Here is a 14,087-nt window from a genome sequence, read left to right as displayed (position 1 = left end):
GTATCCGGCAGCGGGCCTATCATCGCCTCGATCGACGACATGCACGACGCGGTAACCCCATGAGCGCCCACCCCAAAGACACCGACCTCGACAAAAGCATCCAGCCCTACGACGGCCCCGCTGGCGGCTGGGGTGCGCTGCGCGCCGTGGCCAAGGCGATCCGCGACCAGATGGCGGTGGCGCGCTCGGTGGAGGCGCTGCAGCGCGCCAACAAGCCGCTGGGTTTCGATTGCCCCGGTTGCGCCTGGCCCGATCCGCGCCACACCTCCTCGTTCGAGTTCTGCGAGAACGGCGCCAAGGCGATCACCTGGGAAGCGACGTCCAAGCGCACCACGCCGGAGTTCTTCGCGCAGCACACGCTGTCCGAACTGTGGGAGTGGACCGACCACGCGCTGGAAGACCAGGGCCGCCTGACCCACCCGATGGCGTACGACGCGGCGCAGGACAAATACGTGCCGGTTTCCTGGGACGAAGCCGCCGCGCGCATCGGCGCCGCGTTGCGCGCGCTGCCCGATCCGACCATGGCGGAGTTCTACGCCTCCGGCCGCGCCTCCAACGAGGCGGCCTTCCTGTACCAGCTGTTCGCGCGCGAATACGGCTGCAACAACTTCCCCGATTGCTCGAACATGTGCCACGAGGCCTCCAGCGTCGGCCTGCCCGAAGCGATCGGCGTGGGCAAGGGCACGGTGCAGCTGGAAGACTTCGAGCATGCGGATGCGGTGTTCTGCATCGGCCACAATCCCGGCACCAACCATCCGCGCATGCTCGGCACCTTGCGCGAGGTATCGCTGCGCGGCGTGCCGATCGTGGTGCTGAATCCGATGCCCGAGCGCGGCCTGGAACGCTTCACCTCGCCGCAGGACCCGACCGAGATGCTGACCGGCCGTTCGGTGCCGATCGCCACCACCTATTTCAAGCCGAAGATCGGCGGCGACATCGCCACCATGAAGGGCATCATGAAGTGGCTGTTCGAAGCCGACGCGGCGGATCTGGCCGGCGGCGGCAAGGGCGTGCTGGATCGCGGCTTCATCGCCGAACACACCACCGGCTTCGAAGCGCTGCGCGACGACGTGCTCGCCACCCCGTGGGAAAGCATCGAACGCGCCTCGGGCCTGAGCCACGCGGAGATCGAAGTGGCGGCCGGCATCTACGCCGCCGCCGAGAAGGTGATCTTCTGCTACGGCATGGGCATCACCCAGCATCGCCACGGCGTGCAGAACGTGCAGCAGCTGCTCAACGTGCTGCTGCTGCGCGGCAACCTGGGCAAGCCCGGCGCCGGCATCTGCCCGCTGCGCGGCCATTCCAACGTGCAGGGCGACCGCACGGTGGGCATCACCGAAAAACCCAACGCCGCCTTGCTCGACGGCATCCGCCGCGTCTACGGCTTCGAGCCGCCGACCGCGCATGGCCACGATGCGGTGGCCGCGGTGCAGGCGATCGGCGAAGGCCGCTCCAAGGCGCTGCTGTGCCTGGGCGGCAACCTGGCGGTGGCGATGTCGGACCCGCAGGCAACCTTCCCGGCGATGCGCAAGCTCGACCTGGTGGTGCACGTCGCCACCAAGCTCAATCGCTCGCATCTGATCCCGGCGCGCGAGGCCTTCCTGCTGCCTTGCCTGGGCCGCACCGAGATCGACCTGCAGGCCGCCGGCCCGCAGTCGGTGACGGTGGAAGATTCCATGTCGATGGTGCATGCCTCGCAGGGCCGGCTGCGGCCGGCGTCGGAGCATCTGCGTTCGGAGCCGGCGATCGTCGCGCTGCTCGCGCGCGCCACGCTGCCGCAGTCGAAGGTGGACTGGGAAGGCATGGTGGCCGACTACGACCACATCCGCGACGGTATCGAGGCGGTATTCCCGATCTTCGCCAACTACAACGAGCGCGTGCGCCAGCCGGGCGGCTTCCACCTGGAGAACGCCGCCGCGCTGCGGCGCTGGAACACGCCTTCCGGCAAGGCGCGCTTCCTGCTGGCCAAGGGGCTGGACGAGGATGCCCCGGCGCCCGCCGACCTGCTGCGGCTGGCCACCATCCGCTCGCACGACCAGTACAACACCACCATCTACGGCTACAACGACCGCTACCGCGGCATCACCGGCCGGCGCGACGTGGTCTTCGTCAATCCGGACGACCTGGCCGAGCGCGGCCTGCGCGAAGGCGACCGCATCGACGTGGAAGCCAGCACCGCGGACGGCACGCCGAACGGGCGCGCGGTGCGCGGTTTCGTGGCGGTGCCGTTCGGCATCGCGCGCGGCTCGGTGGCGATGTACTTCCCCGAAGGCAACGGCCTGCTGGCGCTGGACGAACACGATGCGCGTTCCGGCACGCCGGGCTACAAGTCGATCCCGGTGCGGTTGTCCGCATCGCGCGAACCGGCGGAGGCCTGACCGCCATGCCGCGCTCCGGACTCGCGCGCCGCCATGTCACCGTCCGCCAGGGCAACGACCTGCGCCAGGGCGAGGACTGGCTGGCCGAGGAAGCGCCGGTGGAGCTGCGCTACAACGGCGAATCCTTCGCGGTGATGATGGCCACGCCGGCGGACCTGGAAGACTTTGCCTATGGTTTCTCGCTGACCGAAGGGCGTGTGGCGCGTGCGCACGATATCCGCGGCGTCGCCATCCACGAGCAGCTCGAAGGCTATGTGGTGGACGTCGACGCGGGCGAAGTGGAAGGCGTGGATGAGGACTCCGCCCGCCTGCTGCCGGGACGCAGCGGTTGCGGCCTGTGCGGCAGCCGCCATCTGGAAGACGTGCTGCGTCCACTGGCACGCGTGCCGGACGGCCCGCTGCTGGAGCCGCATGCGCTGGAGCGCGCGCTGGAAGGTCTCGCGCCGCACCAGCAGCTCAACAGCCAGACCGGCGCGGTGCACGCCGCGGCATGGGCATCGCCGGCCGGCGAGATCCTGCTGGTGCGCGAGGACGTCGGCCGCCACAACGCGCTGGACAAGCTGCTCGGCGCCCTGACGCGCGCCGGCACCGATCTGCGCGGCGGCTTCGTGCTGGTCACCAGCCGCGCCAGCTACGAGATGGTCACCAAGGCGGCCAGTCTGGGCGTCGGCGTGCTCGCTGCGATTTCCGCGCCGACGGCGCTGGCGGTGACGCTGGCGCAGTCCTGCCATCTCACCCTCACCGGCTTCGTGCGACCCGGGCGCCACGTGGTCTACAGCCATCCGCAACGCCTCAGCGACATGGCGCAAGCGCCATGATCATCCGCCCCACCCACAGCCATTCGGTGCGCACGCTGCTGTTTGCGCTGAAGGGTTCGATCATCCCCATCATCTGGCCGCGCGTGCTCTATACCGTGCTGCTGTCGCTGGCGGTGGTGCTGGCCGACTGGAAAGGCGTGGCGTTGCATTTCCGGCTGGACGCGGCGCCGCTTACCTTGCTGGGGCTGACGCTGGCGATCTTCCTGGGTTTTCGCAACACGGTGGCCTACCAGCGCTGGTGGGAAGGCCGCTCGCTGTGGGGCGAGCTGGTGATCGCCACGCGCAACCTGACGCGGCAGACGCTGTCCTTCCTGGCGGATGCGCCGCTGCAAAAGCGCCGGCAGCTGGTGCACGCGCTGATCGGCTATACGCATGCATTGCGCCATCACCTGCGCGGCACCGATCCGGAGGCGGACCTGCGCCGCTGGCTTCCGGCCGATATCTGCGCCGTCGCCATCGCCGCGCCCAACCGGCCCAATGCGATTCTCGGCATGCTTGGCGAGGCTTATGCCAAAGAGGCGCGCGCAGCGGGCGTCGACGGCATGCTGCTCGCGTCGATGGACAAGGAACTCAACACGCTTTCGCACGTGCTCGGCGGTTGCGAACGGATCAAGGGCACACCGATTCCGTTTGCCTACATCCTGCTGCTGCATCGCACGGTGCACGTGTACTGCTTCATGCTGCCGTTCTGCCTGATCCATCCCTTCGGCTGGCTCACGCCGGTGGCGGTGGGCGTGCTGGCGTATACCTTCTTCGGCCTGGATGCCATCGGCGAGCAGATCGAGGACCCGTTCGACCTGCTGCCGAACGACCTGCCGCTGGATGCGCTCAGCCGCACGGTGGAGATCAACCTGCGCAGCCTGCTGGGCGAAACCGAACTGCCGCCGCCGCTGCAGCCGGAAGACTACGTGCTTACTTAGCACAGACGTACACCGATCCTTGAACGCCGGCGGGCGATGATCCGCGCCTGCCGCCTTGTCCATGAGGAAGTTGCCATGAATCAGCGCTTCGATGCCGTCGTAATCGGCGCCGGCCAGGCCGGCCCGCCGCTGGCCGAACAACTGGGCAAGGCGGGCCGGCGGGTGGCGGTGATCGAGCGCAAGCTGGTCGGCGGCACCTGCGTCAATACGGGCTGCATCCCCACCAAGGCGATGGTGGCGAGCGCTTACGTGGCGCATATGGCAGCACGGGCGCATGAGTATGGCGTGCGTGCCGAGGCGGCCGCGCAGGTCGACATGCAGCGCGTGTGGGAACGCACCCAGGGTATTTCGGGCAAGTCGCGCAACGGTGTGGAGCAATGGTTGAGTGGCATGGCCCAGGTCAGCTTGCTGCGCGGGCATGCACGTTTCGAATCGCCGCACAGCCTGCGCGTGGGCGAGGAGCTGATCGAGGCGGAATCGTTCTTCATCAATGTCGGCGGCCGGGCCGCGGTGCCGGATTTTCCCGGCATCCACGACGTTCCCTTCCTCACCAACACCGGCATGATGGCACTGCGTGAATTGCCGGAACATCTGATGATCGTCGGCGGCAGCTATATCGGCCTGGAGTTCGGGCAGATGTTCCGCCGCTTCGGTTCGAAGGTGACCATCGTCGAGCGCTCGGAGCGCTTCCTGCCGCGCGAGGACGCCGACGTGGCCGATGCGGTGCTGGCGATGCTGCGCGGCGAAGGCATCACCGTGCACCTGGGCGCCGAATGCATCGCGCTGGAAGGCAAGGCCGGCGCCATACGCATCAAGGCGCGCGGCAACCAGCTATGCGAACAGGCGGTGGGCACGCATCTGCTGCTGGCGGTCGGCCGCCGGCCGAACACGGACGACCTGGGCCTGGAGCGGGCCGGCGTCGCCATGGACGAGCGCGGCCATATCAAAGTCGACGACCACGGCCGCAGCAGCGTGCCGCATATCTGGGCGATGGGCGATTGCAACGGCCAAGGTGCGTTCACCCATACCTCGTACAACGACTACGAGATCGTCGCCGATGCCGTGCTGGGGCAGGGCAGGCGGCGCATTTCCGACCGCATCCAGGCCTATAGCCTGTTCACCGATCCGCCGCTGGCGCGGATCGGCATGAGCGAGCAGGAGGCACGCAAGTCGGGCCGCGAGGTGCAGGTGGGCACGCGGCCGATGGCGCGGGTGGGGCGCGCGGTCGAGCGCGGCGAGACCACCGGTTTCATGAAGGTGGTGGTCGACGGCGCCAGCAGGCAGCTGTTGGGCGCGGCGATCTTCGGCATCAACGGCGACGAGGCCATCCATGGCCTGCTGGATACGATGTACGCCAAGGCGCCGTATACGACGGTGTCGGAAGCGGTGCATATCCATCCGACCGTGGCCGAGCTGCTGCCGACCACGCTGCAGAGCCTGAAGTAACGCAGGTTGGGGTGAGCCGAAGGCGAACCCCAACATCGCATCGGATGGAGCCTGCCGCATGATTGTTGGGGTTTTCACCCCAACCTACGCCGACGCTACGCTACCGCATCGGCGCGGCGCGCCAGCTTGCCGGAGACGAAGCGCACGCCGACGCCGGCCACGCACAGCAGCACTGCCGCCAGCTTCATATGCGCGCTGAACAGCGCCACCGCACCGAACAGCACCGCCACGAACAGGTCGCGCAGCAGCCAGCTCCAGGCGCGCGGCGCGGGCACGTCCGGCGCCAGCTTGCCGATAAACGAGGCATAGCCCCAGGACGCGGCCAGGCACAGGTAATTGGCCATCAGCGCCAGCGCATAGATCAGCATGCCTTCGCCGGATTCGCCGTTGGCGGCGGTCAGCAGCACGCGGATCACCACCGGCATCAGCGACACCATGCTCAGCACCGCGAGGGTGAGCAGGGTCATCGGCGTATCGACGTGGCGCAGGTGGGTGAGCACGCGGCGGTGCTGCATCCAGACGCCACCGACGATGAAGAAGCTGAGGAAGTAGATCAGCAGCGGAGTGGCCCACTGGGCGATCAGGCCGTGGGCGCCGGCGGCTTCCTCCGGCTTCAGTTCCACCGCCGACAAGGTGAGCGCGATCGCGAACACGCCGTCGGACAGCATCACCAGGCGGTCGAAATGACGCTGGTGCACGTGATGCTCCCGCACGGGCAGCTGATGATTGGATTCCACGTTGAGCTTCCCCCTGGTTGAGGCGGTCATGATGCACTAGTGGGTGGGGGAATCGTAAGGTGTTGCGAGGGTGAGTCCTTCGCCCCTCCGGGGAGCACGCGGGGAGCGCACAGGGATGTGCGCGGCTTTCCTCGCTCATCAAAGCCGGGCACATCCCTGTGCCCTCTTCGCGTAGGGGAGCGAGGAAGGTGGCGGCAGCCGGATGAAGGGGGGCTCTAGCGGGAGCGCTTCTACAGAGTCAAGAAAAAAAGCTTTTAGGTTTTTCTCGACCCTCCGCTCACCGCTCCGACCGGCCCCTCACCCCAGCCCTCTCCCCGGAGGGGAGAGGGGGCGGGTTGCGCGAGGGTGTGGTGTTTGGCATTGGGGCACACGCATCGCCGTGAAGAAAAAGTGCATGCAGCCCATCATTATCATTTGGACGTCTAAACATCCGATCGCTTGCACAGGAAACGGTTGACAATCGAGTGGCAGCGATGCAAGTTTGCCGCGAACCCGAACGGACCCGCTCCTTCGGGTTTTATAGGGGGCGAGATTTGGATCGATCCATGTAAGGGATTGCCGGGCCGGTCCTGGGCTACAGGCGCATCGCTTTCCTACGCGCACTCGCTTGCCTTCGTGTCGCCATGCGGCACGTTCATCTCGTCCATGGGCTCAAGCCAGCGATGGGGATGACGATGATCGAAGCGATACAGCGCCTGCCGTCCGCGACTGCTCTTTCCAGGTCTGCTTTTTCCAGGCATGCCCTGGCCGTGGCATTGGCCATCGCCGCGATGGCTTCCGGCGGGGCGCAGGCCCAGTCGACCACCGGAACGATCTTCGGCCAGGTCGCGGCCAGCGGCGGCGAGACGGTGCTGATCGAGAACGCCAATGGCTTCCGCCGCGAGGTGGGCGTCGATGCGCGCGGCCGCTATGTCGCCGCGCAGCTGCCGCTGGGCACGTATACGGTGTCGTTGCGGCGCAACGGACAGACCGTGGACTCGCGCAACCAGGTGGCGCTGCAGGTGGGTGCGGGTACCGACGTGTCCTTCATGGCTGCCGCCACGGACAAGCAGGCCACCAATCTCGGCGCCGTCACCGTGGTGGGCAATGCGCTGCCGGCCATCGACGTCACCAGCGTCGATTCGCGCACGGTGATCACCGCCGAACAGCTGGCCAGGCTGCCGCTGGTGCGTTCGGCCGAAGCCGCCGCGCTGCTGGCTCCGGGCGTCAACCGCAACAGCGCCAACTTCACTACCGCCACCGGCAAGCCGCTGGTGAGCTTCGGCGGTTCGGCGGCTACCGAGAACGCGTATTACATCAACGGATTCAACACCACCGACCCGCTCAACGGGCACGGCGGCATCACGCTGCCGTACGGCGCGATCGACCAGCAGGAGGTCTACACCGGCGGCTACAGCGCCCAGTACGGCCGCTCCGACGGCGGCGTGATCAACCAGGTGGGCAAGCGCGGCAGCAATGCCTGGCACTTCGGCGCCCAGGTGCTGTGGGAACCCTCGTACACGCGCAGCGACTACACCGATCTCTACTATGCCAACGGCACGCCGGCCTCGCCGGTGGCGGGGCGCCTGTACGACCCCAAGAGCGGCAACAAGCTGTGGACCACCACGGTCAGCGCCTATGCCGGCGGTCCGCTGGTCAAGGACCGGCTGTTCTTCTTCCTTGCCGGCGAGTTCGAGCGGCAGCAGGGCGCCAACGTCAATGCGGTGGACAACAGCAAGCCCTACCAGACCTACCGCTACGACAGCCCGCGCTGGTACGGCAAGCTGGACTGGAACATCAGCGACAGCCATATCCTCGAGCTGACCGGCGCCTCGGACAAGCGCAAGGGCAGCGGCGCCGTCTACGACTACGACTACACCGCGCGCCGCCAAGGGACGCTGATCAACGCCGACGACAACACCAAGGTCGGCGGCGACCTCTACGTCGCCAAATACACCGGCTATCTCACCGACAACCTTACGCTGAGCGCGATGTACGGCGAGATGAAAACACGCGACTACGACGTGCCGGGCAGCTACGACGGCGACCTTACCTACGTCAGCGGCATCACCAACCAGAATCCGGCCTTGAACGGCGGCGTGCCGCGCGGCAACAACCAGACCGTCTCCACGCTCTACGATCCGGCGCGCGGCAACAAGACCACCAACACGCGTCTGGACCTCAGCTATCACCTGGGCGACCACACGCTCAGCATCGGCATCGACAACCAGCGTTCGGAAGCGCTGAACCAGGGCAACCGCAATTCCGGCCCCGGCTACACCTGGCAATACGGCCACACCAATACGCCGAACCTGCCGCTGGTTTCCGGCCTGGGCGTGCCGGCGCCGGCGGATTTCCCGAACGGGCAGGGCGGCTACTACGTGCAGAAGAACGTCGCCAACAATGCGGTGAGCGTGCGTTCCATGCAGCGCGCGCAATACGTGGAAGACAAGTGGCAGGTCAGCGACCGCTGGCTGCTGTCGCTGGGCCTGCGCAACGACCAGTTCACCGACTACAACCCCAGCGGCGCGGCCTTCATCACCCAGACCAAGCCGCAGTGGGCGCCGCGCCTGGGCTTCAGCTGGGACGTCAATGGCGATGCCAGCTTCAAGGTCTACGGCAATGTCGGCCGCTATTACCTCAGCATGCCGCTCAATCCCGCCACCGGCGCGGCGGCCGGCTACGTCAGCACGCAGCAGTACTACACCTATGGCGGCATCGCCGCCGATGGCACGCCCACCGGGCTGACGGTGATGTCCAACCCGGTGTCGGCGAACAACTCCTTCGGCATACCGCCCGACCCGCGCACGGTGACCGCGCAGGGCATCAAGGCGGAAAACCAGGACGAATTCATCCTCGGCTTTACCAAGGCGGCCGGTTCCACCTGGGTCTACGGCGCCAAGCTGACCCAGCGCATCCTGCGCAATGCCATCGACGACTTCTGCGACGTCAACCGGGTGTTGGACAAGGCGCAGGCGCTGGGCTACGACATCGCCTCCAGCAACAGCTGCTACCTGATCAATCCTGGCCGCGCCAACACCTTCAACCTGGTCACCACCGGCGGGCAGCTGGTCGGCGTGCCCATGAGCAATGCGGAGCTGGGCTTCGATCGCCTGAAGCGCCGCTACTACAGCCTGGAAACCTTCCTGGAGCACCCGTTCGACGGCACCTGGTACGGCAAGCTCGACTACGTGTTCTCGCGCAGCTACGGCAATACCGAAGGCCAGGTGCGCTCGGACCTGCTGCAAGGCGGCGCCTCGGCCAGCGAGGACTGGGACAACTACGCCATCATGGAGCACACCAACGGGCCGCAGAACAACGACCACACCCACGTGCTGAAGCTCTACGGCTATTACCAGCTGACGCAGGAGTGGCAGTTGTCCGCCAACCTCAGCGTGCAGTCGGGCAATCCGCGCATCTGCCTGGGCTATTACGGGCCGGATCACACCGACCCCGTGGGTTACGGCAATGCCTACCACTATTGCGATGGCCAGCCGTCGCCGCCCGGCAGCCATGGCCGCCTGCCGTGGCTGCATCAGCTGGATCTGGGCGTGACGTACCGCCCGCTTTTCGCGGCCAAGCGGCTGGCGTTCAATGCCAACGTGTTCAATGTGTTCAACGAGCAGCGGCCGACCTTCCTGCAGCCCAATTCCGAGCAGGCGCCGTATTCGCCCAACCCGCTGTTCGGCACGGCTCTGTATCGGGAAGATCCGCGCTATGTACGCGTGAGCGTGAGCTACGACTACTGACTTTTGCTCGTCATCCCGGCGCAGGCCGGACGAGCGCGTAGCGCGAAGAACGCCCGTAGGGCGGCCCCTAAGGGGTGAGCGAAGCGAATCATCCAGCAGCGACATGGCATGGTCATGCCATGAAGTCACTAAAGCTCGTCGCTCGAACGCTATAACTCGATAAAGGCTATCGCTATTGGATCCCGGCCTGCGCCGGGATGACGAGCTGGTTGCGCGCCGTCGTACCTTCATGGCACGCCGGAAGTGCGACCCCCTATACTCCGCCGGCCACGGAGCGAGGGTTTTCGTTCCGGGCGCCATCTCCGCTCACCGCATCACCCGCCAAAGGCTTTATCCGTGACTCTTACCAGGGGCGAGTCGCTGATCCCGCATCGATGCACGTCGCGGCGCGCATGCCAGCTCGTGGCCGCCTTGTGCCTGCTGGCATGGCAGCTCCTGGCGCAGGCCGCGCAGCTCCCGCTCACCCTGTACGACCAGGGCAGCGGCCTGACCAGCCTCTCGGTGGTGCGCATCTACCAGGACCGCGAAGGCTTCGTATGGGTGGGTACGGAGAAAGGCCTGTACCGCTTCGACGGCATGGCCTTCAGCCAGGTCGGCGCGGAGCAGGGCTTCCAGGTTTCGGAGGTGATCAGCTTCGACGAGGACGTGCGCGGACGCCTGTGGGTCGGGTCGCGCGCGGGCCTGCAGCTGCGCGAGAACGGCCGCTTCGGCTGGGTGCGCCCCGAAGGCAAGCCGCTGCTGGCCGATCGCGGGCAGACCTTGGCGGCCGACGATGCCGGCGGCATGTGGCTGGTCAGCGCCAACCGCCTGCTGCTGCTCAGCCCCGATGGCGCCAGCCACTGGAACGTGACGGCGCCTTTCAGCGAGGCGCAGCGGCAGGCCTTTGCCGGACTCGACAAGGTCAGCGCGGTCTTCCATGCCAACGGCAGCACCTGGTTCGGCTGCGGCGACGAGCTGTGCAGCCTGCGCGGTGGACAACTGCGCCGCTACGGCGCCGATGCCGGCGTACCGGCCGACAAATGGCTGGGCTTCCTCGCCGCGCGCGACGGCAGCCTGTGGGTGCGCGGCATCCACACGGTGCGGATGCTCGCACCCGGCAGCGACCAGTTCGTCGCGCGCGACATGCCGGGCAACAGCGCGGACGTGGCGGCATCGAGCATCGATATCGCGCAGGACCACGAAGGCCGCGTGCTGACGCGAAGCTCCACTGGCCTGGCGCGCTGGGACGGCCAGCGCTGGGAGCTGTTCGGCACCGACGACGGCCTGCCCAAGGTGGGCGTGTCGGCGCTGAGCGTCGACCAGGACGGCACCTTGTGGATCGGCACCTACGGCCGCGGCCTGCTGCACTGGAGCGGCCGTGACGCGGTGGAAAACTGGACGTCCGCGCAGGGGCTGAGCGGTTCGCTGATCTGGTCGATCAGCCGCGCGCCTTCCGGCGCGGTGTGGGTGGCCGACGACTGGGGCGGCAGCGTGATCGGCGCGGGGCAGGACCATGCCGAGCCCTGGCCGCTGGCGGTGGCGCCGCCGCACCAGACGCGCACCGTGCTGTCGGCCGCGGACGGCTCGGTCTGGTACTTCCTGTTCGACGGCCGCGTGCTGCGCTACGAACCGGGGAGCCGCAAGACCACGGTGGTCGCCACCTTGCCGTTCCTGGTGCGCGGCGCGTTCCAGGACAGCCACGGACGCTTCTGGGCCTACACGCTCGGCGGCCTTTATGCGCTCGACGGCGCGACCGGCCGGATGGAGCGCGCGGCGCCGGATCTGATTCCCACCTCGATGTGCTCGGATCTGGCGGAAGATCGCGCGGGACGCCTGTGGGCAGCCTGCCGCGCCGGCCTGTTCCGTTTCGCCGGCGGCCGCTGGACGCATGTCAGGGTGGCGCCGGAAGAAGCGCTCGGCGGCTACGAGAACGTGGCCGTCACGCCGGACGGCCGGCTCTGGCTCAGCTCCTTGCAGCCCGGCCTGCTCGGCGGCGCGGCCGGCGATGCGGACAGCGTGACGCTCACGCCGGTGGACGATCCGCTGCTGGCCGATTCGCGCGTGTACTTCCTGCGCGCCGATCGCCGCGGCCGCCTGTGGGTGGGCGGCAACAACGGCGTGGATGTGCTGAACGCGCAGCGCTGGACGCGCCTGACCTCGCGCGACGGCCTGCTGTGGGACGAAACCAATCATGGCGCCTTCCATGCCGACGAGGACGGCTCGGTCTGGGTCGGCACGCCGATCGGCCTGTCCCATCTGCTGAAACCGGAAGAGCTGCTGGCGCCGCGCGAGCTGCATCCCTGGCTGGTCTCGGCGTTCTACAACGGGCACGAGCTGGCGGGTAAGCAGGCGGAAGCCGACTTCGGCGTGGGCGGCGCCCTGGTGTTGCGCTTCGCGGTGCTGGGCAACAGCTCGGGCAGCCCGGTGCGTTTCCGCTACCGCCTGTCCGATATCGACAACGACTGGGTGGAGGCATCGACGCGCGAAGTGCGCTACGCCGCGTTGCCACCCGGCACCTATCGTTTCGAACTGCAGGCGGTCGACGAAAACCAGCGGCGCCTGTCCGCGCCGATCAGCCTGGGCTTTACCTTGAATCCGCCGTGGTGGCGCAGCACGCCGGCCTTCGCCGCGGCGGCCTTGCTGCTGCTGGCCGCGTTCGCGCTGGCCTGGCGCTGGCGCGTGCGCGTGCTGGTCAAGCATGCGCAGCGGCTGGAGCAGGCGGTGGCGGTGCGCACCGAGCAGCTGCAGAGCGCCATGCGCGCGCGCGGCATGCTGCTGGCGCGCATCAGCCACGACCTGCGCTCGCCGCTGGCGGGCATCATCGAAAGCGTGCGGCAATGGCGGCAGGGTAGCCGGCGGCGCGACTATCCGGCGCTGATCGAAGGCAGCGCGCGGCAGCAGCTGGACCTGATCGACGAGCTGCTGGAATTCTCGCGCGACGAGCTCACCGACCTGGAACTGGTGGAGGCGCCCGGCTATCTGCACGCCTTCCTGCAAAGCGTGGCCGAGCAGGCGGCGCTGCCGGCGGAGCGGCGCGGCAACCGCTTCGTCACTCGCTATGCGGAGGATCTGCCCGCCCTGGTCCGGCTGGATTTCCGCCGCCTGCGCCAGGTGCTGGCCAACCTGATCGGCAATGCCGCCAAGTTCACCGACGACGGCTATATCCAGCTCACCGTCACCGCCGCGCCAAGCGTGCCGGGCCGGGTGCAATTGCAGGTGGCGGTGGAAGACAGCGGCATCGGCATCGAGCCCTCCGAACGCGAGCGCTTGGCGCAGCCGTTCGCCCGCGGCGGCAATGCCGCGCATTACGACGGTTACGGCCTGGGGCTGGCGATCGTCACGCAGCTCCTGGGGCGCATGGGCAGCCGGCTGAATATCGACGCCGCGCCCGGCGGCGGTAGCCGCTTCGGTTTCGTGCTGGACGTGGCGCTGGCGGAAGAGGCCGAGCTGGATCAGGAGCTGTCGGCCGAGGGCGGCGGCGAGATCGACGGCGCGGGGCGGCGCATCCTGGTGGTGGACGATCATCCGCAGAGCCGCGACATGCTGTGCGATCTGCTGGACGGGTTCGGCTTCGAGAGCGTGCCGGCGGAGTCGGGCGAAGAGGCGCTGTCGGCCTTGCAGAAGCAGGCCATCGATCTGGTGGTGACCGATCAGTTCATGCCGGGAATGGATGGATGGGCGTTGTTGCGCGCCTTGCGCAGCGAATATGCGGCGGTGCCGGTCCTGCTCTATTCGTCATTGCCGCCGCGGCGTGCGGAGGATGGCCTGGCGTTCGACGATGCGTTGCTCAAGCCGGCGAGCGGGAAGCAGTTGCTGGAGCATGTCGATCGCCTGCTGTCGGGCGTAAACAGCGAAACATGAATCCGCAACTCTTCTCCCCTCCGGGGAGCACGCGGGGAGCGCACATGGATGTGCGCGGCTTTGAGGAGCGAGGAAGATGCCGGCAGGCAGATGAGGGGCGGGTGCTCGCGGCAACGCTTCTACGAAGAAAAGAAGAGCTTTTTGAGCTTGTAGCGACCCTCAGCTCACCGCTCCGCCCGGCCCCTCACCCCAGCCCTCTCCCCGGAGGGGAGAGGGAGCA

General features: G+C 67.6%; 7 protein-coding genes. 6 read left to right on the top strand and 1 reads right to left on the bottom strand.

Annotated features, from left to right (window positions below; genetic code table 11):
• Positions 1 to 59 precede the first annotated feature (59 nt).
• The 4 genes from FHW85_RS14490 (at position 60) to FHW85_RS14475 (ending at position 5,562) form a co-directional block, all read left to right on the top strand.
• Entirely contained in the window at positions 60 to 2,378 is a 2,319-nt protein-coding gene (locus FHW85_RS14490; protein WP_168648713.1) for an FdhF/YdeP family oxidoreductase, read from the top strand.
• 5 nt (positions 2,379 to 2,383) lie between these two features.
• Positions 2,384 to 3,196 carry a formate dehydrogenase accessory sulfurtransferase FdhD gene (fdhD, locus tag FHW85_RS14485; protein WP_167256186.1) on the top strand — a complete coding sequence of 271 codons (813 nt, stop codon included), beginning with the start codon at positions 2,384 to 2,386 and terminating at the stop codon, positions 3,194 to 3,196.
• Entirely contained in the window at positions 3,193 to 4,116 is a 924-nt protein-coding gene (locus FHW85_RS14480) for a bestrophin family protein (RefSeq protein ID WP_167256184.1), read from the top strand. Before fdhD ends, FHW85_RS14480 begins: the two co-directional genes overlap by 4 nt.
• A 75-nt stretch (positions 4,117 to 4,191) precedes the next feature.
• Complete coding sequence (locus FHW85_RS14475; RefSeq protein ID WP_168648712.1) at positions 4,192 to 5,562, top strand: FAD-containing oxidoreductase; 1,371 nt, start codon at positions 4,192 to 4,194, stop codon at positions 5,560 to 5,562.
• 95 nt (positions 5,563 to 5,657) lie between these two features.
• On the opposite strand, the gene FHW85_RS14470 is transcribed toward FHW85_RS14475, so the two are convergent.
• On the bottom strand, positions 5,658 to 6,299 hold the full coding sequence (locus FHW85_RS14470) for a TMEM175 family protein (RefSeq protein WP_168648711.1): 642 nt from the start codon (positions 6,297 to 6,299) through the stop codon (positions 5,658 to 5,660).
• 770 nt (positions 6,300 to 7,069) lie between these two features.
• Between FHW85_RS14470 and FHW85_RS14465 the strand changes: the two genes are divergently transcribed.
• Both FHW85_RS14465 and FHW85_RS14460 read left to right on the top strand, forming a co-directional pair.
• Positions 7,070 to 10,027: a TonB-dependent receptor plug domain-containing protein gene (locus FHW85_RS14465; RefSeq protein WP_246866777.1), complete on the top strand. Its 2,958-nt coding sequence runs from the start codon at positions 7,070 to 7,072 to the stop codon at positions 10,025 to 10,027.
• A 336-nt stretch (positions 10,028 to 10,363) separates the two neighbouring features.
• On the top strand, positions 10,364 to 13,867 hold the full coding sequence (locus FHW85_RS14460) for a two-component regulator propeller domain-containing protein (RefSeq protein WP_168648709.1): 3,504 nt from the start codon (positions 10,364 to 10,366) through the stop codon (positions 13,865 to 13,867).
• Positions 13,868 to 14,087: the final 220 nt, after the last annotated feature.

This window comes from Dyella sp. SG609, from assembly GCF_012275375.1.
Classification (GTDB): domain Bacteria; phylum Pseudomonadota; class Gammaproteobacteria; order Xanthomonadales; family Rhodanobacteraceae; genus Dyella_D; species Dyella_D marensis.
This window is presented reverse-complemented; position numbering and strand designations above follow the sequence as displayed.

Bases quoted from the DNA above. Each gene is read 5' to 3' on its own strand.
- FHW85_RS14490 (WP_168648713.1), top strand. From the start codon at position 60: ATGAGCGCCCACCCCAAAGACACCGACCTCGACAAAAGCATCCAGCCC.
- fdhD (WP_167256186.1), top strand. From the start codon at position 2,384: ATGCCGCGCTCCGGACTCGCGCGCCGCCATGTCACCGTCCGCCAGGGC.
- FHW85_RS14480 (WP_167256184.1), top strand. From the start codon at position 3,193: ATGATCATCCGCCCCACCCACAGCCATTCGGTGCGCACGCTGCTGTTT.
- FHW85_RS14475 (WP_168648712.1), top strand. From the start codon at position 4,192: ATGAATCAGCGCTTCGATGCCGTCGTAATCGGCGCCGGCCAGGCCGGC.
- FHW85_RS14465 (WP_246866777.1), top strand. From the start codon at position 7,070: ATGGCTTCCGGCGGGGCGCAGGCCCAGTCGACCACCGGAACGATCTTC.